This window comes from Alteriqipengyuania lutimaris (assembly GCF_003363135.1).
Lineage (GTDB): Bacteria > Pseudomonadota > Alphaproteobacteria > Sphingomonadales > Sphingomonadaceae > Alteriqipengyuania > Alteriqipengyuania lutimaris.
Map to the genome: position 1 here is coordinate 2274393 of NZ_QRBB01000001.1, position 26501 is coordinate 2300893.

Annotated in this window: 25 protein-coding genes and 1 tRNA gene; 12 read left to right on the forward strand and 14 right to left on the reverse strand. The window is 64.0% G+C overall.

What is annotated here, in order from left to right:
* Positions 1–61: 61 nt before the first annotated feature.
* Positions 62–703 carry a carbonic anhydrase gene (locus DL238_RS10910; RefSeq protein ID WP_115492283.1) on the forward strand — a complete coding sequence of 214 codons (642 nt, stop codon included), beginning with the start codon at positions 62–64 and terminating at the stop codon, positions 701–703.
* 39 nt (positions 704–742) lie between these two features.
* Positions 743–1459, forward strand: coding sequence for an NYN domain-containing protein (locus tag DL238_RS10915; protein ID WP_115492284.1), 717 nt, complete (start codon positions 743–745; stop codon positions 1457–1459).
* 80 nt (positions 1460–1539) lie between these two features.
* Here the strand turns inward: DL238_RS10915 and DL238_RS10920 are convergent, their stop codons facing one another.
* The gene (locus tag DL238_RS10920; RefSeq protein ID WP_115492285.1) at positions 1540–2829 is read right to left on the reverse strand and encodes a hypothetical protein; all 1290 of its coding nucleotides are present in this window, start codon (positions 2827–2829) and stop codon (positions 1540–1542) included.
* A 301-nt stretch (positions 2830–3130) separates the two neighbouring features.
* Here DL238_RS10920 and gyrA point away from each other — a divergent pair, with 301 nt between their 5' ends.
* A complete protein-coding gene (gene gyrA / locus DL238_RS10925) occupies positions 3131–5956 on the forward strand; it encodes a DNA gyrase subunit A (protein ID WP_115492286.1) in 2826 nt (941 codons plus the stop codon).
* 3 nt (positions 5957–5959) lie between these two features.
* Here the strand turns inward: gyrA and DL238_RS10930 are convergent, their stop codons facing one another.
* Positions 5960–6604 carry a lysoplasmalogenase family protein gene (locus tag DL238_RS10930; RefSeq protein WP_115492287.1) on the reverse strand — a complete coding sequence of 215 codons (645 nt, stop codon included), beginning with the start codon at positions 6602–6604 and terminating at the stop codon, positions 5960–5962.
* 80 nt (positions 6605–6684) lie between these two features.
* On the opposite strand from DL238_RS10930, the gene trmFO reads away from it, so the two are divergent.
* Complete coding sequence (gene trmFO / locus DL238_RS10935) at positions 6685–8052, forward strand: methylenetetrahydrofolate--tRNA-(uracil(54)-C(5))-methyltransferase (FADH(2)-oxidizing) TrmFO (RefSeq protein WP_115492288.1); 1368 nt, start codon at positions 6685–6687, stop codon at positions 8050–8052.
* Here trmFO and DL238_RS10940 read toward each other — a convergent pair.
* Positions 8049–8510 (reverse strand): EF-hand domain-containing protein, encoded by a 462-nt coding sequence (locus DL238_RS10940; protein ID WP_115492886.1) that lies wholly within the window; start codon positions 8508–8510, stop codon positions 8049–8051. The genes trmFO and DL238_RS10940 overlap by 4 nt on opposite strands.
* Positions 8511–8546: 36 nt before the next feature.
* Entirely contained in the window at positions 8547–9224 is a 678-nt protein-coding gene (locus DL238_RS10945; protein WP_115492887.1) for a hypothetical protein, read from the reverse strand.
* Positions 9225–9367: 143 nt separating this feature from the next.
* Here DL238_RS10945 and DL238_RS10950 point away from each other — a divergent pair, with 143 nt between their 5' ends.
* Genes DL238_RS10950 through DL238_RS10960 form a run of 3 tightly spaced genes read left to right on the forward strand, consistent with a single transcriptional unit; the run spans position 9368 to position 12494 of the window.
* Positions 9368–11107 (forward strand): pilus assembly protein, encoded by a 1740-nt coding sequence (locus tag DL238_RS10950; protein ID WP_234031048.1) that lies wholly within the window; start codon positions 9368–9370, stop codon positions 11105–11107.
* Positions 11104–11718, forward strand: coding sequence for a TadE/TadG family type IV pilus assembly protein (locus DL238_RS10955; RefSeq protein WP_115492290.1), 615 nt, complete (start codon positions 11104–11106; stop codon positions 11716–11718). The genes DL238_RS10950 and DL238_RS10955 overlap by 4 nt, the downstream gene beginning before the upstream one ends.
* On the forward strand, positions 11715–12494 hold the full coding sequence (locus DL238_RS10960) for a TadE/TadG family type IV pilus assembly protein (protein ID WP_234031049.1): 780 nt from the start codon (positions 11715–11717) through the stop codon (positions 12492–12494). The genes DL238_RS10955 and DL238_RS10960 overlap by 4 nt, the downstream gene beginning before the upstream one ends.
* 42 nt (positions 12495–12536) lie before the next feature.
* Here DL238_RS10960 and DL238_RS10965 read toward each other — a convergent pair whose 3' ends face one another.
* From DL238_RS10965 to DL238_RS10975, 3 genes are all read right to left on the reverse strand, one after another.
* A complete protein-coding gene (locus DL238_RS10965) occupies positions 12537–13952 on the reverse strand; it encodes a pyruvate dehydrogenase complex E1 component subunit beta (RefSeq protein ID WP_115492291.1) in 1416 nt (471 codons plus the stop codon).
* Between the two features lie 3 nt (positions 13953–13955).
* Positions 13956–14996, reverse strand: a complete 1041-nt coding sequence (gene pdhA / locus DL238_RS10970; RefSeq protein WP_115492889.1) for a pyruvate dehydrogenase (acetyl-transferring) E1 component subunit alpha — start codon at positions 14994–14996, stop codon at positions 13956–13958.
* Positions 14997–15181: 185 nt separating this feature from the next.
* Positions 15182–15526: an FtsB family cell division protein gene (locus tag DL238_RS10975; RefSeq protein WP_115492292.1), complete on the reverse strand. Its 345-nt coding sequence runs from the start codon at positions 15524–15526 to the stop codon at positions 15182–15184.
* Between the two features lie 238 nt (positions 15527–15764).
* Between DL238_RS10975 and hppD the strand changes: the two genes are divergently transcribed.
* The 3 genes from hppD (at position 15765) to DL238_RS10990 (ending at position 18476) form a co-directional block, all read left to right on the forward strand.
* Positions 15765–16895, forward strand: a complete 1131-nt coding sequence (gene hppD, locus DL238_RS10980) for a 4-hydroxyphenylpyruvate dioxygenase (protein WP_115492293.1) — start codon at positions 15765–15767, stop codon at positions 16893–16895.
* The gene (locus DL238_RS10985; protein ID WP_115492294.1) at positions 16892–17470 is read left to right on the forward strand and encodes a VOC family protein; all 579 of its coding nucleotides are present in this window, start codon (positions 16892–16894) and stop codon (positions 17468–17470) included. Before hppD ends, DL238_RS10985 begins: the two co-directional genes overlap by 4 nt.
* A gap of 82 nt (positions 17471–17552) precedes the next feature.
* Positions 17553–18476, forward strand: a complete 924-nt coding sequence (locus DL238_RS10990) for a mechanosensitive ion channel family protein (RefSeq protein ID WP_115492295.1) — start codon at positions 17553–17555, stop codon at positions 18474–18476.
* Between the two features lie 3 nt (positions 18477–18479).
* Here DL238_RS10990 and DL238_RS10995 read toward each other — a convergent pair whose 3' ends face one another.
* Positions 18480–19133 (reverse strand): DUF1499 domain-containing protein, encoded by a 654-nt coding sequence (locus tag DL238_RS10995; RefSeq protein WP_234031050.1) that lies wholly within the window; start codon positions 19131–19133, stop codon positions 18480–18482.
* Positions 19134–19466: 333 nt separating this feature from the next.
* The gene (locus DL238_RS11000) at positions 19467–19685 is read right to left on the reverse strand and encodes a hypothetical protein (RefSeq protein WP_115492297.1); all 219 of its coding nucleotides are present in this window, start codon (positions 19683–19685) and stop codon (positions 19467–19469) included.
* Positions 19686–19973: 288 nt separating this feature from the next.
* On the opposite strand from DL238_RS11000, the gene DL238_RS11005 reads away from it, so the two are divergent.
* Positions 19974–22115: a S9 family peptidase gene (locus tag DL238_RS11005; protein WP_115492298.1), complete on the forward strand. Its 2142-nt coding sequence runs from the start codon at positions 19974–19976 to the stop codon at positions 22113–22115.
* Here DL238_RS11005 and DL238_RS11010 read toward each other — a convergent pair.
* From DL238_RS11010 to grxC, 4 genes are all read right to left on the reverse strand, one after another.
* Positions 22116–22192: transfer RNA gene (locus DL238_RS11010), tRNA-Arg, on the reverse strand.
* Between the two features lie 45 nt (positions 22193–22237).
* Positions 22238–22732: a DUF1178 family protein gene (locus DL238_RS11015; protein ID WP_115492299.1), complete on the reverse strand. Its 495-nt coding sequence runs from the start codon at positions 22730–22732 to the stop codon at positions 22238–22240.
* On the reverse strand, positions 22729–23532 hold the full coding sequence (locus DL238_RS11020; protein WP_199801369.1) for a carbon-nitrogen hydrolase family protein: 804 nt from the start codon (positions 23530–23532) through the stop codon (positions 22729–22731). Before DL238_RS11020 ends, DL238_RS11015 begins: the two co-directional genes overlap by 4 nt.
* Positions 23533–23564: 32 nt before the next feature.
* Positions 23565–23825 (reverse strand): glutaredoxin 3, encoded by a 261-nt coding sequence (gene grxC, locus DL238_RS11025; protein WP_115492301.1) that lies wholly within the window; start codon positions 23823–23825, stop codon positions 23565–23567.
* A 142-nt stretch (positions 23826–23967) separates the two neighbouring features.
* Here grxC and DL238_RS11030 point away from each other — a divergent pair, with 142 nt between their 5' ends.
* Positions 23968–24453 (forward strand): Hsp20 family protein, encoded by a 486-nt coding sequence (locus DL238_RS11030; protein ID WP_115492302.1) that lies wholly within the window; start codon positions 23968–23970, stop codon positions 24451–24453.
* 362 nt (positions 24454–24815) lie between these two features.
* Here DL238_RS11030 and DL238_RS11035 read toward each other — a convergent pair whose 3' ends face one another.
* Complete coding sequence (locus DL238_RS11035) at positions 24816–26450, reverse strand: CTP synthase (RefSeq protein WP_115492303.1); 1635 nt, start codon at positions 26448–26450, stop codon at positions 24816–24818.
* Between the last annotated feature and the right edge of the window lie 51 nt (positions 26451–26501).

Consider the following 26501-nt stretch of genomic DNA (forward strand, 5'->3'; position numbering starts at 1 on the left):
CTACCACTCGTGCTGGCCGGACTGCCAGGAGCCACGCAGTTATCCGAAGGGAGCGCTATGAATGCCTGAATTCGAAGGACTTTTGGAAGGGTATCGTCGCTTTCGCGAAAGCGGTTATCCGATCCAGCGTGCACGCTACGACAAGCTCGTCTCCGAGGGCCAGCACCCCAAGACCCTGATAATCAGCTGCTCCGACAGCCGCGTCGACCCTTCACAGATATTCGACGTGGACCCGGGAGAAATCTTCGTCGTGCGCAATGTTGCTGCACTGGTCCCCCCGTTCGAGACGACACCGGGCCAGCATGGCGTTTCGGCGGCCGTCGAATTCGCCGTGCAGTTCCTGAAGGTGCGGCAGATTCTGGTGATGGGCCACGGCATGTGCGGTGGGTGCGAGGCCGCGCTCTCGCAAGACTTCCACGGCAATGAGCCCGGGGCTGGCGGTTTCGTGGCCAATTGGGTGCGCCTTCTCGACAATGCCCGCGCCAAAGTGGTGGCGGAGCATGGTACCGAGGGGCCGGAGGCCAAGCGCGAGATGGAATTCGCCGCCGTACGCCAGAGCCTTGCCAACCTGCGCACGTTCCCCTGGATCCGCAGCAAGGAAGAGAGCGGAGAGTTGAACCTGCGCGGCACTTTCTTCGCGATATCCGAAGGTGTGCTCTACCACCTCGACAAGGGCAGCGACGAATTCGGACCGATCGAATAACTCCTTGCCGCGGCCTGATGCACAGGCCATCTGGCGCGCATGTCAGAATTCGAAGCCAGCAACATCGCGCTCCTGATAGACGCGGACAATGTCGACCCCAGCGGTATCGACGCGGTTCTCACCGTCCTCGCCGAACTCGGTCAGGTGAATATCCGCCGTGCCTATGGGAACTGGGCGAAGGACGCCCTCAAGCGATGGGGCGACATCACCAATCGCTACGGCATCAGGCCGCATCAGCAATTCGACCTGACGCGCGGCAAGAATGCGACCGATATGGCGATGACGATCGATGCGGTCGACCTGCTGTACCAGGGCAAGGTCGACGGCTTCGGCATTATGAGCTCGGACAGCGATTTCACTCCGCTCGTCACCCGGCTGCGGCAGGACGGGCTGCCGGTCTATTGCTTCGGCGACGCAAAGACGCCGCAGGCCCTGCAACGCGCCTGTACCCGCTTCATCGACACCGCGAAGTTGGTGCGCGGGCAATCGCGCGATTCGGGGAGCGACAGCAAGTCTGACAAGGTCGATGTAGACGAGGAGCTCATCCAACTGCTTGGCGATGCATGGAAGGCATCGAGCCGCGACGATGCCGGCTTTGCACGGCTTCACGAGGTCGGTCAGATCGCCGGCAATCGTTCCAGCTTCGATGTGCGCAACTACGGTTTCAAGCGGCTGTCCGAACTCGTCGGTTCGCTGGACCGGTTCGAGATGAAGCGTGGCCAGGACGAACAGCTCTACGTCCGCCGGCTTCGTTAGGCATGACGCTTCACCCATGGAAAAACGGCGCGGAAGGATTGCTCCTCCCGCGCCGCAATCATTAGCCAGGCCTGGATGGATCAGCCCGCGGCACCCATCGTGCCCGCCCCTCCCGAAGCCTGGTTCTCGGCGTAGGCCGCCCAGAGCTTCGCGATCGGAGCCCGATTGCCGTCGACCTTGGCGAAGGTATCCTGGGCCGCAGCATAATTGCCTGCCTTCACCTGCGCTATGCCGAGACGGGTCAGCGCGGTGTTGCGGTCAACATCGGGGCGGGTCAGCGCAAGCTCATAAAGCTCGGCGGCCTTCGCACCATTGTCGAAGTTCAGATAGGCATCGCCTGCGGCCACCGCGAGCGATGCGCCCGCGCCCGAAGCCATTGCGTCGCTTTCCAGATCACCGAGGTCCGAGCGAAGCCCATCGACGAGCGATTCGGACTCGTTCACCGCTTCGGTAACGAACGCATCGTTCCCCTGAAGCATGCCGGCCGAGATACCATCTTGCGCGACTGCCGCGACTTCGGCGGGAAGGCGGCGGAAATTGGCGTAGTTGATGTAGTCGACATAGTCGCGCTCGTTGCGCATCGCATCGGCGGCGCGCAGCAGACGCAGAAGGTCGAGCAGTTCCTCGTCCGAATAGTCGCCATAGTTACGCTGGATGGCGACCGCATCGCCCCATGCATCCGTGCTCGGATAATAGCGCGCGAGCAGCATGCTGAAATTCGTCGCATCTTCGTACAGATCGTCGTTGTAGGCGATCGTCAGGCCGCGCTTCAGCAAGGCTTCGTCCGGCACTTGCCCGGCGCTGACCGCAGTGTTCACCTGCTCGGCCACTGCGCCGAGCGCCCCAGCCGTATTGCCTTCCAGCGAGTAGGTACGGGTGATGATATTCTGCGCGTCGGGAGCGTCGTATCCCAGCGCCAAGGCCTCTTGGATACGTTGGCGCGCTGCTGCGTAATCCTCAAGATTGTAGGCGAGTTGACCCGCGATGTAGGTATATTGCGGCAGAGCATCCTCGGGAATCTTGCCGCTTTCGAGCATGGTTTCCATGCCGTCGCGCTGGAGCGCACGATCGCTCAGTTCCTGGCCGAGCGAATACAGCGTGCTGCCGTAGGCGAAACGGTCATCGTCGTTTTCGATCGATCCGCGCGCTGCGAGCGCCTGATCGCGCAGCGATTCGTAATCCGGCGCGTCTTCGTTCATCGCTTCGTTGATCGGGGCAAAGACTTCGATGAAGCCTTCGGAATATTTCGGGCTCTTCTGCGCATAGGCCGGCGCGTCGATTGCCGTGACGCCCAATGCGCCGACACCCATCAGAGCCGCCGCGATCGCGAAACGCGACGCCCTGCGCGTGCGGGGTTTGACGAAAGCCATGGTTCTCTCCTTTTCTGGCCGAGCGGTACGCACGGGCCTGGTTGTTCATGTGTTCTGGATTTTAACGCGCTGCCTATGCGTTAGTGCCACGCGGACGTCCAGACAGTGGGGCGAACCGGTTGAACCGTGCTTGAATGGCTGCGATGCCCGGATAATGGGCCGCAGATCCCCGGAAATGTGGAAAAATCGCGTCGCAAGCCCTATGTTCGCCTGCACTCGCTGGCCCCTGCCGGTGCTTTCCCCTAGCCTCCCCCCATCCCGCCCCTGTGCGGTCGAAAAATCATAACCGAGCGGATTTTCCTTGAGCGACGAGACCGACACCCTGAACCCGCCCAGCCCCATGGGCGAGTACGACCGCATCGACATCGTCGATGAGATGAAGACGAGCTATCTCGATTACGCGATGAGCGTGATCGTGAGCCGCGCGCTGCCCGACGTGCGCGACGGGCTGAAGCCGGTCCATCGCCGCATCCTCTTCGCCAGCCAGGAAGGCGGCTTCGTCGCCGGGCGGCCCTATCGCAAGAGCGCCAAGATCGTCGGCGACGTGATGGGTAACTATCACCCGCACGGCGACAGCGCGATCTACGATGCCCTGGCGCGCATGACGCAGAGCTGGTCGATGCGCGTCCCGCTGATCGACGGCCAGGGCAACTTCGGTAGCATGGACCCCGATCCGCCCGCCTCGATGCGTTATACCGAGGCGCGGCTCGAGAAGGTCGCCAACGCGCTGCTCGACGATCTCGACAAGGACACCGTCGATTTCGCGGAGAACTACGACGGTTCGCGCGAGGAACCGACCGTGCTTCCGGCAGGCTTCCCCAACCTGCTGGTCAACGGCGCGGGCGGCATCGCGGTCGGCATGGCGACCAACATCCCGCCGCATAACCTGGGCGAAGTGATCGACGGCTGCCTTGCCTACATGGCGAACCCGGGGATTACCTCCGAAGAGCTGATCGAATATATCCCGGGGCCCGATTTCCCCACCGCCCCGCTGATCCTCGGCCAGTCGGGCGCACGCTCGGCTTACCTTACCGGGCGCGGTTCAATCATGATGCGCGCGCGGCACGAGATCGAAACCGGGCGCAACGACCGGCAGAGCATCGTGCTCACCTCGATTCCCTTCCAGGTCGGCAAGAACATGCTCGTCGAGCGGATCGCCGATGCCGCGAAGGAAAAGCGGATCGAAGGCATTTCGGACATCCGCGACGAATCGAGCCGCGAGGGCGTGCGCGTGGTCGTCGACCTCAAGCGCGATGCCTCGCCCGAAGTCGTGCTCAACCAGCTGTGGCGCTACAGCCCTGCGCAGGCGAGCTTCCCCGCCAACATGCTCGCGATCCGCGGCGGGCGGCCCGAAGTCCTGTCCTTGCGCGACATCATCCAGGCCTTCATCCAGTTCCGCGAACAGGTCATCACGCGGCGCACCAAGTACGAATTGAACAAGGCGCGCGACCGGGCGCATATCTTGCTGGGCCTGGTGGTCGCGGTCTCGAACCTCGACGAGGTCGTGGCGATCATTCGCGGCTCTCCGAACCCGGCCGAGGCGCGCGCCAAGCTGCTCGCCAAGGAATGGCCGATTGGCGACATCGCGCAGTATATTGCGCTGGTCGAGGCGATCGAGCCCAGCTCGGACGAGCATGGCGGAACCTATCGCCTGTCCGAACGGCAGGTGAAGGCCATCCTCGACCTGCGCCTGCACCGCCTGACCGCGCTCGGCCGCGACGAGATCGGCGACGAGTTGAAGGAACTGGCGACCCAGATCGAATATTACCTCTCAATCCTCGCCGACCGACGCAAGCTGTACCAGGTCATGCGCGAGGAACTGCAGGCGATCCGCGACCAGTACGCCACGCCGCGCGTGTCCGAAATCGCACCCGCTTGGGACGGCGTCGATGACGAAGACCTGATCGAACAGGAAGACATGGTCGTCACCGTCACCCATGGCGGTTATATCAAGCGTACCCCACTGCACGCCTTCCGCGCACAGGCGCGCGGCGGCAAGGGCCGCAGCTCGATGGCGACGAAGGACGAGGATGCGGTGGTCGAGATGTTCGTCACCAGCACCCACAATCCGGTGCTGTTCTTCACCAGCGAGGGCCGCGTATATCGCCTCAAGGTCTGGAAGCTGCCCGAGGGCAGCCCGACCACCAAAGGCCGCCCGATGGTCAACCTGTTGCCGCTGGGCGAGGACGAGCGTGTCACCAACGTGCTGCCCCTGCCGCAGGACGAGGCCGAGTGGAGCAAGCTCAACATCGTCTTCGCGACCGAGCAGGGCATGGTCCGCCGCAACTCGATGGATGCCTTCACCAATGTCCCCTCGAACGGCAAGTACGCGATGGGCTTCGTCGAAGGCAGCGGCGACCGCCTGATCGGGGTGCGCCTGCTGAACGAGGAGCAGGAGATCTTCCTCGCCTCCGACGCAGGCAAGGCGATCCGGTTCGCCGCCACCGACGCGCGCGAGACCAAGAGCCGCACCGGTATCGGCGTGCGCGGCATGAAGCTGAAGGAAGGCGACAAGGTCGTCAGCCTCGCCGTGCTCCATCGGCTCAGCCACGACATGGAAACGCGCGAGGCCTATCTGCGCGGTGCGGTGTGGAAGAACAACGACACCGCCCACACGCTCGACCCGGATATCGCTGCAGCGATGGAGGAGAACGAAGAGTTCATCCTCACGCTGACCGCAAACGGATACGGCAAGATTTCCTCGGCCTACGAATACCGCACCATCGGGCGCGGCGGCCAGGGCATCACCAATATCGGCGAGCCGAGCAACGCGGGCCGGAACGGGCCAGTGGTGGCCAGCTTCCCGGTGCGCCACGGGATGCAGCTGATGCTGGTGACCGACCAGGCCAAGCTGATCCGCCTGCCCATTGATTTCAGGCATCTCATTCCCGACGGGTTCGAAAACCACAAGGGCTGGTCGGTCTACGGTCGCGGCTCTTCGGGCGTGAAGGTGTTCGATGTCGCCAAGGGAGAGCATATCGTCGGCGCCGCACGGATCGACGAGGACGCCGATCCCGAGAACGACGCCGAAGCGGCGATCATGGACGAACGCATGGCGCGCGAGGACCAGACCACCAGCCCGCACACGACGCTCGACCGCGACGATCCGACACCGACGGACGTGTAGGTATCAGCGCCGGAACCGGCGCAGCGCCTGCACGACCCCGGTCGCAATCAGAAGCTGGGCGATGTAATAGGTCGGCCAGACGAGGAGGTCGGGCAGCGGGGCCAGGTCCACCGGCCCCATGCGGCTGAAGATGAGCCAGTCGGAGATCACGAACAGCAGCGCCCCCAGGCCCACACGCCATTGCGGAAACAGGCTGAGCCATGCCGCCATCGCCATCGCGCCGAGGCCGAGCGCGTATAGGCCAATGGTCCATTCTCCGGACAACAGCCACGAGACCACAGGGACGGTCACTAGCAGGATGACCACGCCCCATGTCCGCGCCACGCTCGGTTCGGGCCTCGAATACCTTCGGTAGAACAAGACCGCGACGATATGGCTCGCCAGGAAGGCGGCCCCGCCTGCCGCCAGCGAGACCTCGATGATCGCATCGCCCAGCGCCGCCAGCGCGAGCGCCAGCACGAACAGCCCCGCCCTCAGTCCCCGGGTTCGCTGAGCGGCATACACCGCGAGGAAGCCGACCGCAGAGGCCTTGATGAGGATCAGCCACAGGCCGCCGACCGCGGTCTGATCGAGAAACGGCGTGGCAATACCCGCCAGCAAACTCAGCGCGAGCCATGGGCGATGCTGGACGAGAGCGCGGCGTGACATGGACGCGGCGTCTAACGCGCCGATGATCCACTCGCTAGCTTGCTTTGAATTTTGTGCGCGAGCGCTTAGGTGCGCTGGCAATGGCACATGACGTACACATCATCGGCGGCGGCCTCGCAGGGAGCGAGGCGGCATGGCAACTTGCGCAGGCGGGGCTGAAGGTGCGCCTGTCCGAAATGCGGGGCAGCGGCGAGATGACGCCCGCGCACCAGACCGACGGGCTGGCCGAGCTGGTCTGCTCCAACTCCTTCCGCTCCGACGACAGCGACAAGAACGCGGTCGGCCTGCTGCACGACGAGATGCGCAGGCTCGATTCGATCGTCATGACGGCGGGCGAGAAGGCCCGCGTTCCCGCCGGATCGGCAATGGCGGTCGACCGCGATGTGTTCTCCGAAGAGGTCGAGCGCAGGCTCGCCAACCACCCCAATGTCGAGGTCGTGCGGGAGCGGGTCGACACCTTGCCCGACGCAGGCCTCACCATCGTCGCGACCGGCCCGCTCACCGCGAAGACGCTGGCAGGCAGCATCGTCGAGGCGACCGGCGAAGACCGGCTCGCCTTCTTCGATGCCATCGCGCCGATCGTGCACCGCGACTCGATCGACATGAGCAAGTGCTGGATCCAGAGCCGCTGGAACAAGCGGACCGAGGCCAGCAACGAGGATGGCGACTACATCAATTGCCCCATGACGAAGGAGCAGTACGAGATTTTCGTGCAGGCGCTGGTCGACGGCGAGAAGACCGAGTTCAAGGAATGGGAGGCGGACACCCCCTATTTCGACGGCTGCATGCCGATCGAGGTGATGGCGGAACGCGGGATCGAGACGCTGCGCTACGGCCCGATGAAGGGGGTCGGGCTCGACAACCCCTACGACACCACCGAAGAACACCCTCAGGGCCGCTGGCCCTATGCGGTCGTCCAGCTGCGGCAGGACAACAAGCTGGGAACGCTGTGGAACATGGTCGGCTTCCAGACCAAGCTCAAATACGGCGCGCAGGTGGAGCTTTTCCGCACAATCCCGGGGCTCGAGAATGCCGAATTCGCGCGGCTCGGCGGGCTGCACCGCAACACCTTCATCAACTCGCCGCTGGTGCTCGACCGGCAACTGCGGCTCAAGAATGCAGGCCATATCCGTTTCGCCGGTCAGATCACGGGGTGCGAAGGCTATGTCGAAAGCTCGGCCGTGGGACTTATGGCCGGGCTGATGGCCGCCGCCGAATTTCGCGGCGAGGACTGGACCCCGCCCCCGCGCACCACCGCTTTGGGCGCGCTGCTCAGCCACGTGACCGGCGATGCCGAGGCCGCGACCTTCCAGCCCATGAACGTCAATTTCGGGCTTTTCCCCCCGCTCCACGAGGTGAAGAAGAAGCAGCGCAAGGAAGCCTATACCAGCCGCGCCAAGGCGGACCTGGGCGAGTGGCTAACGGCGCGCGAGCGTGTGCCCGCCTAGCAGTTGCAACGCGGCCTGGCCGCACGCCTGGGCGCGGTGGTCGCGAATTCGGCCTGGTCGAGCGTTCGGTCGCCATCGGCATCGGCGCCGTCGAACTTGTCTGCGGTGGTCACCGCCCATTCCTCGAAAGTCAGCAGATTGTTGCCGTCCTTGTCGAGCTTGCGGAACGCATTGGTACGGGTCGAGAGCATCTCGTTGCGCGTGATCTTGAGATCGCGATTGCGATCGTAGCGGAAGAAGCGCCGCTGCTCGCGGGTCAGCTCGGTTGCCTGCGGTGGCGCCGGCCCAGTCAGGTCGTCGGCGTCTGCTTGCGGCAGGTCGGCTTCGCCAGAGGTCTCGACCGGCTCGGGCAAAGGAGGCGGCGCGGCCTGTTCCACCTGCGCCCTTCCCTGCCACCAGAAGATTCCAACGCCGGCGAGCGCAAGGCCGAGCACCGCACCCAGCACCAAACGATCCAGCCCCTGCCCCTTCACACGCGCCTCCCTGCGGCCCCACTAGCGCCCTAGCATACCCGCGCGCACCGCGGCGAGAAAGTCGCCGCCGCTCCCAAGGATCGGGCGAGCGTGTGCAAGACTGCGCCGACCGAGTACACCGAGCACCACAAAAGGCCGCAAGACGCGGGGAAGAGGCGGTTGGCCCTGGGCGAGCAGGCTCTGGCTATGCGCCAGCGCGCGGACGCGTTCGGCATCCTCGGCCGAGGAGCAATTCTGCGCCAGATCGGCATAGGACCAGAGCAACCCGGCATGGTCGGGAACCGGCGGCTCCGGTTCGCCCAGAGACTCGGCGGCGACGGCCCACGCATCTGCACGTCCTTCGGCAAACGCCCTGATCGCATCGTCGGTCAAGCGCCCTTCCGCCAGCAGTGCCTCCCACCCGTCGACCATCGTACCGAGCTGGGAAACATCGCCGTTCCATGCCGCCAGCCGCGCCAGCAGCGGCTCGCCCTTTGGCCAGTGCGCCGGATATTGCGCGAACCGGTCGCGCCACCACGCCAGCTTCATCTGCGCGATGATCGGCTCGCTCGCTTGCCGGGTCGCATCGGCGAGACGGCGGTCGAGCGTGAACAGGTCCTCGAAGATGGGCCGGTCCTTCGCCCGCGCGTAGGCCAGCGCCAGCGTGATTGCGGGATCGTGCGTTAAACCTGCGCTCGGGAGAATTTCGTCGCTTGCCACCTGCCGCACATGCGCAGGTCTTAACCTCGCTTCAACCCTGATCCGTCAAATGGGCCTAACCGTTCCTGCTGTATGGTGCGGAAGGAAGTGGGTTGCGCGCGATGCGGCACCCGGGCGTAACGATGACGGGAACAAGGGCAGGCATGAACTTTCTGACGCGTCTGCGCCGCGACACGAGGGGCAACACGCTCGCGATCGCCGCGGCCGCGATGGTCCCGCTCATCGGGATCGTCGGCGGCGCAGTCGACATGAGCCGCATCTACATCGTCAAGACTAGGCTTCAGCACGCCTGCGACGCGGGCGCTCTGGCGGGCCGCAAGGCGATGGGCAGCGGACAGTGGAGCCAGGCGAACTTTGCTGCGCGAGATGCGGCGGAGAAGTTCTTCGACGCCAACATCGCGCAAGACGCCTACGGCGCGGAAGACATCACGCGCACCTTCACGGAAAGCGCGGGCAGGGTCACGGGCACGGCCACGGCAGATCTTCCGATGAGCCTGATGCGCATCTTCGGCATCGGAGAGAGCACGCCGTCGGTCACGTGCGATGCGGAAATGCGCCTGCCCAACACGGACATCATGTTCGTGCTCGATGTGACCGGGTCGATGAACGATCCGATCCCCGGGGAGAGCACGAGGAAGATCGATGCACTGAAGACCTCGGTCAAATGCTTTTATGAGATCGTGGCTCGGCGCGACACCACCGCGAACTGCGCCACTGGTACGCCCACCGGCGGAACGAGCAGCGACGTGCAGATCCGCTTCGGCTTCGTGCCCTACAACACCAACGTGAACGTCGGCCGCCTGCTGCCGGCTTCCTACTTCAAGAATAGCCACAACTATCAGACGCGCATCACGACGAAAGAATACGGACCCTGGGGTGCGTGGTCCGATACCGGATTTATTTCCTGCGGGCAGCGGAATACGTGGACGGAAGAATACGACTATGTCGGGTATGCTTGGTGGAACGGTAAATGCCAGTACAACAAGCGCGAACGGACCGCCGCAAAGTACACATACGATCAGTTCACCGTCGATGTGAGCGGCTTCAAGACCGGCGAGAGAGACAGCGCGACGGTGAAGATCGGCAATAGCTTCACGCGTACGGTCGACTGGCCGGGCTGTATCGAGGAGCGGCAGACCGTTCGCTCGGGAAATTACTGGCCGATCCCCGCAGGAGCGTATGATCTCCAGATCGACGAACTGCCGACGGACGATGCGAGGCGCTGGGCCCCCGCCCTGCCCGATTTGATCTATACCCGTGGTTCGACCAGCGCCACGCGGTCGCAGGATTTCGACAGGAAACAGATCAAAAACACGACGGCCGAGTATGCACAGCCTTCCGATAACTGTCCAACGGAAGCGGTAAAGCTTCAGGAGTGGGATGCGGCGAGCGGCTTTGAGTCCTATGTCGACGGCCTCTCGACCAGAGGGAACACCTATCACGATATCGGCTTGCTATGGGGCGCACGCCTCCTGTCGGCCAACGGCATTTTCAAGTCGGAGAACGAACTGACCCCCAAGGGTGGCGAAATCGACCGGCACCTGATCTTCATGACCGACGGTGATACGGTCGCGAACAACTACGACTACACCGCCTACGGGGTCGGCTGGTACGATCAGCGCACGACCACCGGAAACGACTACAATCACCAGGTGAATGCCCGTTTCGATGCGTTGTGCGACGAAATCAAGAACCTGACGCCGCGCGGCATCACCTTGTGGGTCGTGTCCTTCGGCGACGGCACGAACGGGGTGACCAAGAATCGTCTCGAAGGCTGTGCGACGGGCGATACCTATTATTTCCACGCGGCCGATTCGGCGCAGTTGCAGCAGACCTTCAAGCGCATCGCCGACGACATCTCGCAGCTGAGGCTGACCCGTTGACGCTGTCGATGATCCTTGCCCGCCTTCGCGACGACCGCAACGGCGCGACGCTGATCGAATTCGCGATCGTCGCGCCGGTGCTATGTCTGATGGTCATGGGGGCATTCGATGTGGCGCATTCGCTGTACCTGCGCACCGTGACCGAAGGGATCATGCAGAAGGCAGGCCGCGACTCCTCGCTCGAAACGAGCTCGGCCGCCAGCGCCCAGAATGCGCTGGACAAGAAGGTGAAGGACCAGGTTCGCATTCTGGTCAAGGATGCCGAGATCGAAACGGTCCGCCGGTACTACCGCAGCTTTGCCGAGGCCAAGGAGGCCAAGCCCGAAGAGTTCAACGACAGCGACAGCAACGGTCGTTGCAATGACGGCGAAGCCTACGAGGACGCCAATGGCAACAACATGTGGGACGCTGACGGCGGCAATCAGGGACAGGGCGGCGCGAAAGATGCGGTCTACTACACCGTGATCGTCAAGTACGATGCACTCTTCCCGTTATGGTCGATGATCGGCCGGAGCCAGCAAAGAACGGTGACCGCATCCACGATCCTGCGCAACCAGCCCTATAACGACCAGGGCACCTACGCAGCGCCGGTCTGGAAAAACTGCACATGATAGTATCGATCGCCCGCACTCTGCGCACGATGCGAGAGATCGCGCACGACCGCACGGGTCTCGCGCTGGTCGAATTCGCCCTCGCGCTGCCCCTGCTCCTCACACTCTCGCTAACCGGAGCGGAATTGGCGAACTACATCACCACGCGGATGCGACTGAGCCAGCTGGCGCTGCACCTGGCGGACAATGCCGCGCGCGTCGGCGTCGGCGGCGCGCGCGAGGCGAAGAAGGTCTACGAATCCGATATCCACGATTTGATGGACGGGGCGGAACTGCAGGCAGGCAGCCTCGACCTGTACGAGCAGGGCCGGATCGTCATCACCAGTCTGGAGCCCATGACCGGAGCCAATCCGCAGAACAAGGCGCGTATCCGCTGGCAGCGATGCAAAGGCGAAAAGAGCTACGATTCGCCCTACGACGACAAGACCACCAACCTCGACGGAATAGGCCCCAGCGACCGGCAGGCCATGGTGCAGCCCGATGGCGTGACCATGTTCGTGGAAGTCTACTACGAGTATCGCCCGCTGGTATCGAGCGAGCTGGTGCCCGCGATCGAGATCAGCGAAATCGCATCGATGATGGTGCGCGAACGGCGCGATACCGGAGGCGCAAACGACGGGCTCTATCCCGTCAATGGCGTCGCACCGGCGACGTGCGCAGCGCCGTCGCCGGGTCCCTCACCCACGCCGACTCCGACGCCCACCGATCCTTACAATGACAATGCCGCGTCCGGCGTGTGCCACACGACGAAGAAAGACGGCTATCACTGTCACTGACGCGTCGATGGCGGGGATCGGCACCCGAGCCGATCCGCCACCTTATTCCTCGACGTAGCAGACCTTCTTGACCGCCTTCACGATGGCGTCGGTGTCGATCAGCGCTATTGCTTCCAGGTTCGCCGCATAGGGCAGCGGGACGTCGGCATTGGTCACGCGGGTCACCGGCGCATCGAGGTGGTCGAAGCCCTCCTCCATGCAGATCGCCACGATCTCGCTGGCGATCGAGCAGGTCGCCCAGCCTTCTTCCGCCACGACCATGCGGTTGGTCTTCTTCAGGCTTTCGAGCACTGTTTCACGGTCGAGCGGGCGTAGCGTGCGCAGGTCGATGACCTCCGCCTCGATCCCCTGCCCGGCCAGCTCTTCGGCGGCTTCCAGCGCCAGACCCACCGCGATCGAATAGGACACGATGGTCACATCGATGCCTTCGCGCATGATCCGCGCCTTGCCGATGGGCAGAACGTAGTCGTCCATGTCGGGCACGTCGAAACTGCGCCCGTAGACGAGCTCGTTCTCGAGGAAAACGACCGGATCCTCGCTGCGGATCGCTGCCTTGAGCAGCCCCTTCGCATCGGCCGCGTCATAGGGCGCGATCACGACGAGGCCCGGCACGCTCGCATACCAGGGGCCGTAGTTCTGGCTGTGCTGCGCCGCCACGCGCGCCGCCGCTCCATTGGGGCCGCGGAACACGATCGGGCAGCGCATCTGGCCACCGCTCATGTAGTTGGTCTTGGCCGCCGAGTTCACGATGTGGTCGATCGCCTGCATCGCGAAGTTGAAGGTCATGAACTCGACGATGGGTCTGAGGCCCCCCATCGCGGCCCCCGTGCCAAGCCCGGCAAAGCCGTATTCGGTAATCGGCGTATCGACCACGCGCTTGGCGCCGAACTCGTCCAGCAGGCCCTGCGTCACCTTGTAGGCGCCCTGGTACTCGGCGACTTCCTCGCCCATCACGAAGACGCGTTCGTCACGGCGCATTTCCTCGGCCATCGCATCGCGAAGCGCCTCGCGCACGCTGGTCGAGACCATTTCGGTGCCTTCGGGGATCGCGGGATCGCTGGCGGGAGAGCGGGTCGGCTTGGCCGGCGCATCGCTGGTCGCTTCGGCTTCGGACGGCTCGCGGCCGACATCCTTGCCCTCGCCCGGCACATCGTCGACCTCTTCGGACGCCTCTTCCGACTTTGCGGCGGGCGCTTCGACATCGCCGACGTTCTCGCCCTCTTCCGCCATCATCGCGATGACGGTGCCAACGGCGACGCCTTCGGTGCCCTCATCGACGAGGATCTTCGCCAGCGTACCTTCGTCGACCGCTTCGAATTCCATGGTCGCCTTGTCGGTTTCGATCTCGGCGATGATGTCGCCGATCTCGACCTTGTCGCCTTCGGACTTGAGCCACTTGGCAAGAGTGCCTTCCTCCATCGTGGGAGAAAGCGCGGGCATCTTCAGTTCGGTCGCCATTGCTCAGTACTCCTCCACCAGAACATCGGTGTAGAGTTCGCTGACTTCGGGCTCGGGCGAATTTTCGGCAAAGTCTGCGGCGTCGGAGACCTGCGCCCGAATGCCCTTGTCGATTTCCTTCAACTCGTCCTCGCTCTTGCCCTTCTCGATCAGCGCCTTCTTGATCCGCTCGATCGGGTCGTGGTGATCCTTCTGGTCCTGCACTTCCTCGCGGCTGCGATACTTCGCCGGGTCGGACATCGAATGCCCGCGATAGCGGTAGGTATTGCACTCCATCAGGACCGGGCCATTGCCCTCGCGCACGTGCTTGAACGCCACTTCGGCGGCCTGGCGCACTTCGAGGACGTCCATCCCGTTCACTTCCATGCCGGGAATGCGGAACGACGTACCGCGGCGGTAGAACCGGGTCTCCGCGCTCGATCGCTTGGTTGCCGTACCCATTGCGTACTGGTTGTCCTCGACCACGAAGCAGATCGGCAGGTTCCACAATGCGGCCATGTTGAACGCTTCGTAGACCTGGCCCTGGTTCGCGGCGCCATCACCGAAATAGGCGAGCGTCATGCCGCCGTCTTCGTTGTACTTGTGTGCAAAGGCGAGGCCCGCACCCAGCGGCACCTGCGCGCCGACGATGCCGTGACCGCCGTAGAACTTATGCTCGGTACTGAACATGTGCATCGAGCCGCCCTTGCCCTTGGAAATGCCGGCCTGACGCCCGGTCAGCTCCGCCATGATGACCTTGGGGTCGAGCCCGTAGGCGAGCATATGGCCATGATCGCGGTAACCCGTGATCACGCTGTCCCTGTCGTTGTCGAGCGCCGACTGGAGCCCGATCGCGACGGCTTCCTGCCCGATATAGAGGTGGCAGAAGCCGCCGATCAGGCCGAGGCCATAGAGCTGGCCCGCGCGTTCCTCGAACCGGCGGATCAGCAGCATCTGCTCGTAGAACTTGAGCATCTGCTCGTCGTTCGCATCGAAGGTCTTGTTCTTCTCGAACGCCTCCTGCAGCGAATTGAGCACGAAATCGGGATCGTCCTGCGCGATCATGCTCTCGGCCTGCGAGGCCTTCTTGTTCGTGGCTGGTTTTTTCGCGCCGGGTTTCTGGGCCAAGTGATACTCCTTCGCAGGCTGACGACCGTTTGCGCCAACGCCCATGACGTAACGTCCGCGCGCATGCAATGGTTGCTAAGGGCGGTGGTGAGCTTCTTGCCGGGATAGGCAAGCCGATCAGGTCAGTCGACCGGATCCGTTTCGGGCTTGGGCAGGATAACCTCGTCGGGATGCACCACGTTGAGGTTTCGGCGCATCATCTCGACGACCATGTCCGGATCGGCATTGTCCGGATCGAGCGCATCGACCCGCTGGCGCAGGCCTTCGCGCTGTTCTTGCAAGGCTGCGATGCGCGCCTCGCGCTGGGCCAGCGCCTGCGAGGCGTCGCTCCACGCGAAGATGCCGCTCGGCCCTGCGACCGCCATGCCCCCCATCAGGAGCAGCGCGGCGAGCGCGAGCCCCTGCGTCAGGCGTTCGCGGCGCGCTGCGCGACCCTGTTTGGAAAGTGCATTCTTGGAGATGTTCATGCAGTCCCTTGAATCACAAGCAACTCTTCGAAACAAGCCCCATTGCGTAGCGTCACCGCGCTTTTTTGCCACCCCCTGCCTTGTGGCGGAACCCAGCCCCGTAGCGGCCCGTTGCCATGATTGACAGGCAGGCTTCGCAGACCTAGCTCGTGCGCGGACTTTCAGGTCGCGCATTCCGCTGTGGAAAAACGCCCGCGATCCGCCATGAAATTTGTAATTCCAGCAAGGAGGATGCCCGATGGCTGACCTTTTCGAAAACCCCGTGGGCCTCGACGGTTTCGAGTTCGTCGAATTCTGTGCGCCCGAAAAGGGCACGCTGGAGCCGGTTTTCGAAGCCATGGGCTTCACCCACGTTGCCAACCATCGTTCGAAGGACGTTCAGCTCTGGCGGCAGGGCAACATCAACCTCATCACCAATTACGAGCCGATGAGCGCCGCGTGGTATTTCGCGCGTGAACATGGCGCCGCAGCCTGCGGCATGGGCTTTCGCGTCAAGGATGCCGCCGAGGCCTGGGCGAAGCTGATGGATGCAGGGGCCGAGCCGGTCGACACCCAGACCGGGCCGATGGAACTGTCGATCCCCGCGATCAAGGGGATCGGCGGCGCGCTGATCTACATTATCGACCGCTATGCCGACGCCGATGGCGAAGGAAGCGCGGACGGCCTCGCGATCTACGACATCGACTTCGAATATCTCGACGGGGTCGAGAAGTACCCAGAGGGTGCGAGCTTCCAGCGGATCGACCACCTGACGCACAATGTTTACGGCGGGCGCATGGCTTACTGGGCCGACTGGTACGAGAAGCTGTTCAACTTCCAGGAAATCCGCTTCTTCGACATCAAGGGCGAATATACCGGCCTGACCTCCAAGGCGCTCACCGCGCCCGACGGCAAGATCCGCATCCCGCTGAACGAGGAAGCCAAGGGCGGCGGCGGCCAGATCGAGGAGTTCCTGCGCGAATTCAACGGCGAAGGCATCCAACACATCGCGCTGATCTGCGACGATCTGATCGCGGCGTGGGACAAACTCAAGGAATTCGGCGTGCCCTTCATGACCGCGCCGCCCGAAACCTATTACGAAATGCTGCCCGAACGCCTGCCCGATCACGGTCAGCCGGTGGACGAGCTGAAGGCACGCGGCATCCTGCTCGACGGGACGACCGAGGGCGGACAGCCGCGGCTGCTGCTCCAGATTTTCGCGGAAGCCCAGGTCGGCCCGGTGTTCTTCGAATTCATCCAGCGCAAGGGTGACGAAGGCTTCGGCGAAGGCAACTTCAAGGCGTTGTTCGAAAGCATGGAGCGCGACCAGGTCCGCCGCGGCGTGCTGAATGTCGAAGACGCGAAGACCGTGTCGGAGCCTGCCGAATGAACGAGGCAAGCCATCCGGTGAAACTGGGCGGCGTCCACCACGCCGCCTATCGCTGCAAGGACGCGAAAGAGACGGTCCAGTGGTACGAGAAGGTGCTGGGCATGGAATATACCAGCGCCTTCTCCGAGGACCATGTGCCCTCAACCGGCGAATACGATCCCTACATGCACGTCTTCCTCGACGCGGGGAACGGCAACATCCTCGCGTTCTTCGAACTGCCCAAACAGAAGGACATGGGCCGCGACGAGAACACGCCGCAGTGGGTGCAGCACCTGGCCTTCAAGGTCGCGGATGAGGACGCGCTGGTCGCCGCAAAAGAGCACATCGAAAGCCTCGGCATCGACGTGCTCGGCCCGACGCACCACGGTATCTTCAAGTCGATCTATTTCTTCGATCCCAACGGCCACCGCGTGGAGCTGGCCGCCGACATCGGCACCGACGAGCAATATGCCGAGTTGAAGCGCGTCGCCATGCCGATGCTGGACGAGTGGAGCGAGACCAAAAAGGCCCCGCAGCACGCGGCCTGGCTGCACGAAATCGCGCGCGGCGAACACCCCAAGGCCAAGGGCGAGTAGCCCGCTTCTGCGATACCGGCTTTCGGGCATTCCGGAACCTGCCCCGCTTTTGCGCCGTTATTGGCGCAAAACGGGGAGTTTCATGAGCGTACCGAACACCACGCCCGCGGGCGAGACCTACGACCAGAACGTCAACACGCTGGCCACCTTGCAGGACCAGCTGGTCGACATGGCGGAGGGCTTCATCCGCGCCCTCCCCAACATCGCCATTGCCGTCGTGATCCTGGTGATCACGTGGATCGTCGCGCGCCTCGCGGTGCGCGGGGTCAGCCGCGCGATCGGCAACACCGAGATGCGCCCCTCCCTCCAGAACCTGATCGATACCGTCGTGAAGCTGGGCATCTGGATCGTCGGGCTGATGATCGCACTGATCGTGGTCATGCCCGGGATGACTCCCGCCAGCCTGATCGCCGGGCTCGGCATCGGCGCGGTCGCGATCGGCTTCGCCTTTCAGGACATCTTCGAGAACTTCCTCGCCGGCGTGCTCATCATGCTGCGCGAGAAGATGCGCATCGGCGACGTGATCGAATGCGAGGCGATCAAGGGCAAGGTCGAGCATATCACCCTGCGCGAAACGCATGTGCGCAAGCTTTCGGGCGAGCTGACGATCGTGCCCAACTCGATGATCTTCAAGAACCCGGTCGAAATCCTGACCGACGAGAACCTGCGCCGCCATGAAGTGGTTGCCGGAGTCTCCTACGACACCGATCTGGACCACGCGGCCGAGGTCATCCGCAAGGCCGTGGAAGATGTCGAGGGGATCGAGATGGACAAGGGCGTCGATATCTTTGCGACCACCTTCAACTCCAGCTCGGTCGATTTCCTCGTCCGCTGGCACGCAGGCTCGACCCCGCGCGACGGGTGGGCATCGAAGGACAAGGTCGTGCGTGCGATCAAGCGCGGGCTGGACGAGGCAGGGATCGAGATCCCCTTCCCCTATGTCACCCATACCTTCAAGGAACGCGTGCCGCTGGGCCGCGAACCGGGCGAAAGCGCGGCAGGGTGACCGCTATCTGACTGCCGAAAGGTCTTCCAGAAAGTCGCGAATCCGCTGCGCGTTGACGCCGAGATCGGAGATGCCGACCCGGCTGACCGAACGCATGTCGACCAGGCTCCGGCCCGCGCCATCGGGGCGCACGCGGACCACCACCTCGTCCTCGAAGCGGATAAAAGACGCGTAGGCGGTCGCCTCGAGGCGCCCTTCCTCGGGATCGACCGCGCGGATCGTCCACCCCCGGTCCCGCGCCAGTTGTTCGGCATCGCGGATCGTCTGCTCGACCGGTCGGTCTAGCACGACGCTGCGCAGGTCGGGGTAACCCATCTCGTGCAGCTTCACCCACTCCGAGGGTTCCGTCAGGCCGCGCATGTTGTCGTCGGGCAGGGTAATCGCCTCGAATTGCGGCACGTCGGCCAGATCGGTGCTTGCATCGTGGATCATCGGCGCGTCGAGGCCGGTCATGACTCGCACCGCGAGGGAGCCGACGAAGCCCGCCCCGAAGAGAAAGCCGATCAGCGCAGCTCTCCACGCGGGCCAGCCAGCACGCCAGTTCAGGATGAGGGCCACCAGTCCGAGCACCACCGCGCCAGCCGCCACCGGCGCGGAAAGGAAAAGCATCTGGAAGCCTTCCATCTTCTCGATCCGGTCGATCCGGGCGATCGTCATACCGCCAAAAGCGAAAATCGTAGCGCCCAGCGCGATGATGAGGGCCAGCCAGGAAACGGTTCTGGTCCACTTGTGCGTCACCCGATTGATACTCCCGAAAAGTTCCAGAACGCGGGGCCGGGCCTTCTCACGCGGAGCCGATCAACGCCAGAGAGGGTGATAGCGCCCGTCCCGATAGGGTACGCATTGGTACCTAAGCCGGCGCGCCGCTCGGCGCTGCCTGTCGCAAAAGGCGGGTGACCGGGCCAGACCCAAACCTCGAACCCCGCCCAAAAAGAAACGGGGCCCCTCTTGCCGAGGAGCCCCGCCTTTGAACCTTGAATGGTCAATCCCTTACGGGCTGACGCCTTCATCGTCGTCGTCGTCGGCAACGATGATGATGCCGGCAACGATCGCGGCCACGGCGAGCGCGCCGATCAGGGCACCGCCAGCAAGTTCGCTTTCGCTGTCGACCGGAGCGACCGCGCGGTCGAACGATTCAGCGTTCACGGCTACCGGAGCGGCAACCACGGCCATCGCGCCGGCCAGTGCGAGAGTGTTCTTAAGCTTCATTACTCGAAATCCTCCTTTTCGAACCACCGCCTCCAGTCATACACAAGAAAAAGCGCATTAAAAGCCTCCTATCGCAATGCAGCATAAAAGCCGGAGGCGGCTGTCACAAAAAAGCCCCACCCTGCCGTAAATCGCCCAACGCAATCGAATGGCGTTGAGCACAGACGGGGCTGTCGCGCGTGGGGACATCAACGCCAGCGCGGCCGCGCGCGATTGACTTCGCGGGGTCTCCTGCCGCAGCCTTGCCCGAACGTGAGATCGAGGGCCGACCAAGGAGACTGCGCTGCCATGAAGCTTGTGACGATGCTGTTCGGAGCGAGCGCGCTCGCCCTCATGCCCGCCGGTCTCGCTGCCCAGCAGGAGGAGACGCCGTCCTCCCAGGGACAGCAGCCCGACACCGCCGCGCCGCAGTCGGCGGCAGCGAGCGGGACCGTGACCGGGGGGCCCGAACGGCGTTTTACCGGCGAGGACCTGTTCGACCTCGCGATTGCTTCCGATCCGCAGATCAGCCCCGATGGGTCCCGAATCGCATATGTCCGTCGATCCAACGACGTGATGACCGACAGCACGCATAGCGCGATCTGGCTGGTCGACACCGCCACGGGCGAGGAAACGCCGATCGCGGGGCAGGATGGCAGCGCCTTCTCGCCCCGCTGGTCGCCTTCGGGCGATCGCCTTGCCTATGTCTCGACCGCCGGAGGCAGCGCGCAGATGTGGGTCCGCTGGATGGACGAAGGCGAGTCGGTGCGGCTGACCGGTCTGCCGACCAGCCCATCGAGCATGGCGTGGTCGCCCGACGGACGCTCGATCGCCTATACCATGCTCGTTAAGGACGACGGGCCGCAGCTCGGCTCGGCACCGGCAAACCGGCCCGAAGGCGCTCAGTGGGCGCAGCCGCTGGAAATCTACGACCTGCTGACCTACCGCGCGGATGGCGCAGGCTATCTCCAGCCCGGGTTCGAGAAGATCTTCGTCATCCCCGCCACCGGCGGCGCGCCGCGGCAGCTGACCTTCGGCCAGTATCACGAGGGCGGGCCGCTCTCCTGGTCGCGCGACGGCAGCACGATCTATTTCGGCGCGAATCGCAGTCGCGACTGGCAGAGCGATCCGCTCGAAAGCGACATCTACGCGCTCGATGTCGCGAGCGGCGGGATCGCCCAGCTGACCGACCGTAATGGCCCTGATCACAGCCCGCGGGTCTCGCCCGACGGGGGGCGGATCGCATTTCTCGGCTTCGACGATGCGCTGCGGGCTTACGAGAACGACGATCTCTACGTGATGGATACCGATGGCTCCAACCGTCGCATCCTGACCGAGGGGTGGGATTTCAGCCCGACGGAGATCGAGTGGGACGCGGACGGGCGGGCCATCTACGCGCAATACGACGACTCGGGCGAAACCCGCGTGGCCCGCATCGCTCTCGATGGATCGATTCGCGATGTCGCCGAAGGGCTTTCGGGCGGCGGGTTCGACCGACCCTATACCGGTGGCAGCTTCTCGGTCGCGAAGAACGATGCGATCGCGTCGACCGGCGGACCGCCGACGCGCCCGGCCGAAGTGCGGCTCACCCGGGGCGGCGATGCGCGCGTCCTGACCGACCTCAACCGGTCCCTGCGCGAAGTGAAGACGATGGGCGAGGTGCGCAAGATCACCACCGCGTCGAGCCTCGACGGGATGCAGATCGAAGGCTGGCTGACGCTGCCGCCCGGCTATGTCGAAGGCACGCGCGTGCCGCTGATCCTCGAAATCCACGGCGGACCCTTTGCTGCCTACGGCCCGCATTTCGCGACCGACAACCAGCTCTACGCTGCGGCTGGCTATGCCGTACTTTCCGCCAATCCGCGCGGCTCGACCAGCTATGGCGAAGCTTTCGCGAACGAGATCGACAAGGCCTATCCAGGCAACGACTATTTCGACCTGATCAGCATCGTCGACGAAGCGATCGCCCAAGGGATTGCCGACCCCGACGCGCTGTTCGTGACGGGGGGATCGGGCGGCGGCGTGCTGACCAGCTGGATCGTGGGCAAGACCGACCGCTTCAAGGCCGCGGCGACGCAAAAGCCGGTCATCAACTGGACCACGCAGGTGCTGACCGCCGATGGCGCGGCCTTTTTCGGCACCTACTGGCTGGGCGCGCAGCCGTGGGAAAACCCGCAGCTGTACTGGGACCTCTCGCCGCTCTCTCTGGTCGGCAATGTCGAGACGCCGACGCTGGTAGTGGTCGGGAGCGAGGATTACCGCACGCCGGTGAGCGAATCGGAACAGTACTACACCGCGCTCCGCCTGCGCGGCGTGCCCACCGCGCTGGTGAAGGTGCCGGGCGCGAGCCACGGCAGCATCGCCGGGCGCCCCTCGCACAGCGCAGCCAAGGCCTCGGCGATTCTCGCCTGGTTCGAACGCTACAAGGATGGCTGGGACCGGGGGGAGTGATGGTGCGCCCGACAGGACTCGAACCTGTGGCCCCCGGATTAGGAATCCGATGCTCTATCCACCTGAGCTACGGGCGCGCCGGGCGGGAGCAATAGCCGCAGGTCAGCCGCGCTGCAACGCGCTCAGTTGGTCTCGTCGGGCGGGGTGAAGGGAATCAGCAGCGGCGCGAAGGCGATCCCTTCTTCGAACAGCTCGCGCGCTTCGTCGGCATCGGCCTTGCCGTGGATCAGCACCGCGTCCTTCTCGCCATAATGCATCGCCCGGGTTTCCTCGGCGAAGCGGTCGCCGACATAGGTGCTGTCCTTGATCATTTCGGCCTGAAGCTTCGCCAGCTTCTCCATCGCCTGCTTGAGGGCCGGGGGCAGCGCGCCGCCCTGGCTACCCGCCTGCACCTCGCTGCCTTCTCCATCGCCACTACCCTGTACGGGAGCGTCGGGGCGCCGCGCATTGCCCTTGGCGGGGACCGCGGGCGCCATCGGCGCCTTGGCAACCTCGGTCGACCCGCATTGCGGGCACAGCAGCAGGCCCTTCGCGCCCTGCTCTTCGAAGGCGGAGGACGATCGGAACCAGCCTTCGAAGCGATGGCCTTCGGCGCAGGAAAGGTCGAACACGATCATGGGGTGGTCAGATTGGGAATGGGCCGGCGATTGGCAAGGCTGGGCACCTGTTTGCGCACCTTGGCGATGCGTTCGAGGTCGATCTCGGCGAAGCCAAGACCTGCCTCGCCGTCGCCCATGTCGAGCAGCACGTCGCCCCACGGGTCGATGACGAGGCTGTGGCCATAGGTCTTACGGCCATCCTCATGCTCGCCCACCTGCGCCGCGGCGACCACGTAAGCACTCGCCTCGATCGCGCGCGCCGTCACCAGCGTGTGCCAGTGCGCGGAGCCGGTCGGCACGGTGAAGGCGGCGGGGATCGCGATCATGTCGCACCCTGCCCGCCCCAGCGCATCGAACAGCGCGGGGAAGCGAATATCGTAGCAGATGGTGAGGCCGAGCCGACCGGCGGGCGTATCGCCGGTCACCGACAATGCATCGCCAGCCTGATAGGCGTTCGATTCGCGCCAGCTTTCGCCGGTGTCGAGGTCGACGTCGAACATGTGCAACTTGTCGTACCGGCCGGCGATCTCGCCCGAAGGCGCGATCAGCAGCGATCGGTTGGCGAGCTTGCCACTCTCGAGCCTGACCGGCAGGCCGAAGGTCGCCCAGATCGCGTTCTCCTTCGCCGCCGCGCGCAGCCGGTCGACGATGGCGGGATAGCCGGGATCGTCCATCGTCGCGGTCGCACGCTTGCGATCGCGATCGAGCAGCAGAGCCATTTCGGGCGCGAAGAGCATCTCCGCCCCGCCCTTGCCCGCGTCGGCCATGCTTTGCGCGATTTGCGCGGCGTTGCCCTCCGGGTCGACGCCCGAAGTCATCTGGAGAACGGCGATCCTGGTCACGGAGTCGCTCAGCCTTCGAGCATGGCGTCCAGCTTGCCCTCGCGCTCGAGCGCGGCAAGCTCGTCCGAACCGCCGACATGGCTGTCGCCGATGAAGATCTGCGGCACGGTGCGCGCGGTCGGGGCGCGTTCCTGCATCTCGTCGCGCTTCTCGCCGCCCATCGTGATGTCGTATTCGTTGTAATCGACGCCCTTCTTGTCGAGCAGCGACTTCGCGCGCGAACAGTATCCGCATCCGAACTTCGTATAGATATCGACCTTGGCTGCCACTGCATTTTCCTCGCTTGCTCGGGGTGGGAGGGCTCTTGCACGCCTTCGCGCGCACCCTACATTTCATGCGTCCGGCGATGCCACGACGGGTCGATCCGGACAGCTTGTAGTAACTGAATCGCTCAATGGAGGATTTGTTTCAATGGCACGTATCGATTTCACCCCCTATCGTCGCAGCACCGTGGGTTTCGACCACCTTTTCGACCTGCTCGAAAGCTCGGTCCGCAACACCGGCGACAACTACCCCCCCTTTAATATCGAGAAGCGCGGCGAGGATGAATTCCGCATCACGCTCGCGCTCGCAGGCTTCCGCGCCGGCGATATCGATATCACCGCGCAGCAGAACCTGCTGACCATCACCGGGCGCAAGCAGGACGATGCGAAGCCCGAAGGCAGTGAGATGCTGCATGTCGGTATCGCAAACCGCGGCTTCGAGCGTCGCTTCGAACTGGCCGACCACGTGCGCGTCTCAAACGCCGATCTGGCCGATGGCATGCTCGTGATCGATCTGGTCCGCGAAGTGCCCGAGGCGATGAAGCCGAAGAAGATCGCGATCAACGGTCAGCAGTCTTCGCTGAGCATCGTCGACTCGTCCGAAAGCGACGAATCGGATCGCGACGCGGCCTGACCATCTCACCTCCGCATCCGCCGCTCCGCGCGGCGCATGCATAATGCCAAAACCGCCCGCTCCTGCCACCAAGCGCAGGGGCGGGTTTTTTATGTAACGTGAAGATTTACTTGTGCTTTTGGGGCGACCCCGAAGAGTCGCCCCACGGCATATGCCGCCTTGACCGGGTCTGCCCGTCCGGGTCGCAGAAGACGATCAAACCCGGGACAAGCTCTTGATTAGGGATACCCCAAACACAGCGCTGCCCCCACAACGCGGACGCGAGGTATGGATCAAAACATGATAAAGATAAAGAGGCTTCTACTTGGCCGCGTGACAATGAAGATTGTATTTTGCGACCAACAACTTGGAACCAAACAGCCCTAGACCAGCCGCGATTGCCTCAGCGCCGCCGCCACGAATCCGGCGAACAGCGGATGCGGGTCGAACGGGCGCGATTTCAGCTCGGGGTGGAACTGCACACCGACGAAGAAGGGATGATCGGGCCGCTCCACAATCTCGGGCAGCAGGCCGTCGGGCGACATCCCGGAGAAAATCAGCCCGTCATTCTCCAGCCGTTCGCGATACGCACCGTTCACTTCGTAACGGTGACGGTGGCGCTCGGAGATTTCGGACGCGCCGCCGTAAATATCGCTGATCCGGCTACCCTCTGCCAGCTTCGCGTCATAGGCGCCGAGCCGCATCGTGCCGCCCAGATCGCCGTCGGCTGCGCGGGTCTCCAGCCCTTCCTTGGTCATCCATTCGGTGATGATGCCCACCACCGGCTCGTCGGTCTCTCCGAATTCGGTCGAGGACGCCGCATCCACGCCTGCCGCGCGCGCGCTCTCGATGCAGGCCATCTGCATACCGAGGCATATCCCGAAGAACGGCACCTTGCGTTCGCGCGCGAAGCGTACGCTGGCGATCTTGCCCTCGCTGCCGCGCTCGCCGAAACCGCCGGGCACGAGGATGCCGTGAAGCGGCTCGAGCTCGGCGACGATTTCGGAGGGATCGCGCTCGAACACTTCGGCATCGATCCACTTGACGTGGACCTTGGCCCTGTTGGCCAGCCCGCCATGGACCAGCGCCTCGTTGAGCGACTTGTAAGCGTCCTTGAGGCCGACATACTTGCCCACCACGCCGATGGTAACTTCGCCCTCGGGATTGAAATAGCGGCTCGTCACTTCGCGCCACGGTGCCAGATCGGGCGCGGGAGCGTCGGCGATGCCGAAGCCGCGCAGGACTTCGGCGTCGAGGCCTTCCTCGTGATATTGCAGCGGCACGGCGTAGATCGACTTTGCGTCGAGCGCGGGGATCACCGCCTGGGGTCGCACGTTGCAGAAATTGGCGATCTTGCGCCGTTCCGCCTCGGGGAGGAAATGTTCGGATCGGCACAGCAGGATGTCGGGCTTGATACCCAGTGCGGCCAGTTCGCGCACCGAGTGCTGCGTCGGCTTGGTCTTCAGCTCGCCCGCCGCGGCGATGTAGGGCACCAGCGTCACGTGCACGCTCAGCGTCTGCATCGGCTCGAGTTCGTTACGTAGCTGGCGGATCGCCTCCATGAAGGGCAGCGATTCGATATCGCCCACCGTGCCGCCGATCTCGCACAGGATGAAGTCGTGGTCGCCCTGGTCAGCCAGCGCGAATTCCTTGATCGCGTCGGTCACGTGCGGAATCACCTGCACCGTCGCGCCGAGGAAGTCGCCGCGCCGTTCCTTGGCGATGATCTCCTGATACACGCGCCCGCTGGTGATGTTGTCCGCCTGATGGGCGGAAACGCCGGTGAAGCGTTCGTAATGGCCCAGATCGAGGTCGGTCTCGGCCCCGTCGTCGGTGACATAGACCTCGCCGTGCTGATAGGGGCTCATCGTGCCCGGATCGACGTTGAGATAGGGGTCGAACTTGCGGATGCGGACCTTGTAGCCGCGCGCCTGCAGCAACGCGCCGAGCGATGCCGCCATGAGACCCTTGCCGAGCGAGGAGACCACGCCGCCGGTGATGAAAATATACCGCGCCATGGGAGTTGGCCTTTACGTGGCGTTGCCGGGCAAAGGCAAGCCGCTGCGATG

Excerpts from the sequence above, each read along its gene's own strand:
- trmFO (WP_115492288.1), top strand. The coding sequence starts at position 6,685 with ATGGCACATGACGTACACATCATCGGCGGCGGCCTCGCAGGGAGCGAG.
- hppD (WP_115492293.1), top strand. The coding sequence starts at position 15,765 with ATGGCTGACCTTTTCGAAAACCCCGTGGGCCTCGACGGTTTCGAGTTC.
- DL238_RS10990 (WP_115492295.1), top strand. The coding sequence starts at position 17,553 with ATGAGCGTACCGAACACCACGCCCGCGGGCGAGACCTACGACCAGAAC.
- pdhA (WP_115492889.1), bottom strand. The coding sequence starts at position 14,996 with ATGATCGCGCAGGACGATCCCGATTTCGTGCTCAATTCGCTGCAGGAG.
- DL238_RS10915 (WP_115492284.1), top strand. The coding sequence starts at position 743 with ATGTCAGAATTCGAAGCCAGCAACATCGCGCTCCTGATAGACGCGGAC.
- DL238_RS10930 (WP_115492287.1), bottom strand. The coding sequence starts at position 6,604 with ATGTCACGCCGCGCTCTCGTCCAGCATCGCCCATGGCTCGCGCTGAGT.
- DL238_RS10950 (WP_234031048.1), top strand. The coding sequence starts at position 9,368 with ATGAACTTTCTGACGCGTCTGCGCCGCGACACGAGGGGCAACACGCTC.
- DL238_RS10910 (WP_115492283.1), top strand. The coding sequence starts at position 62 with ATGCCTGAATTCGAAGGACTTTTGGAAGGGTATCGTCGCTTTCGCGAA.
- DL238_RS10985 (WP_115492294.1), top strand. The coding sequence starts at position 16,892 with ATGAACGAGGCAAGCCATCCGGTGAAACTGGGCGGCGTCCACCACGCC.
- DL238_RS11020 (WP_199801369.1), bottom strand. The coding sequence starts at position 23,532 with ATGACTTCGGGCGTCGACCCGGAGGGCAACGCCGCGCAAATCGCGCAA.
- DL238_RS11015 (WP_115492299.1), bottom strand. The coding sequence starts at position 22,732 with ATGATCGTGTTCGACCTTTCCTGCGCCGAAGGCCATCGCTTCGAAGGC.
- DL238_RS11005 (WP_115492298.1), top strand. The coding sequence starts at position 19,974 with ATGAAGCTTGTGACGATGCTGTTCGGAGCGAGCGCGCTCGCCCTCATG.
- DL238_RS11030 (WP_115492302.1), top strand. The coding sequence starts at position 23,968 with ATGGCACGTATCGATTTCACCCCCTATCGTCGCAGCACCGTGGGTTTC.
- DL238_RS11000 (WP_115492297.1), bottom strand. The coding sequence starts at position 19,685 with ATGAAGCTTAAGAACACTCTCGCACTGGCCGGCGCGATGGCCGTGGTT.
- DL238_RS10960 (WP_234031049.1), top strand. The coding sequence starts at position 11,715 with ATGATAGTATCGATCGCCCGCACTCTGCGCACGATGCGAGAGATCGCG.
- DL238_RS10965 (WP_115492291.1), bottom strand. The coding sequence starts at position 13,952 with ATGGCGACCGAACTGAAGATGCCCGCGCTTTCTCCCACGATGGAGGAA.
- DL238_RS11035 (WP_115492303.1), bottom strand. The coding sequence starts at position 26,450 with ATGGCGCGGTATATTTTCATCACCGGCGGCGTGGTCTCCTCGCTCGGC.
- DL238_RS10975 (WP_115492292.1), bottom strand. The coding sequence starts at position 15,526 with ATGAACATCTCCAAGAATGCACTTTCCAAACAGGGTCGCGCAGCGCGC.
- DL238_RS10995 (WP_234031050.1), bottom strand. The coding sequence starts at position 19,133 with ATGACGATCGCCCGGATCGACCGGATCGAGAAGATGGAAGGCTTCCAG.
- DL238_RS10920 (WP_115492285.1), bottom strand. The coding sequence starts at position 2,829 with ATGGCTTTCGTCAAACCCCGCACGCGCAGGGCGTCGCGTTTCGCGATC.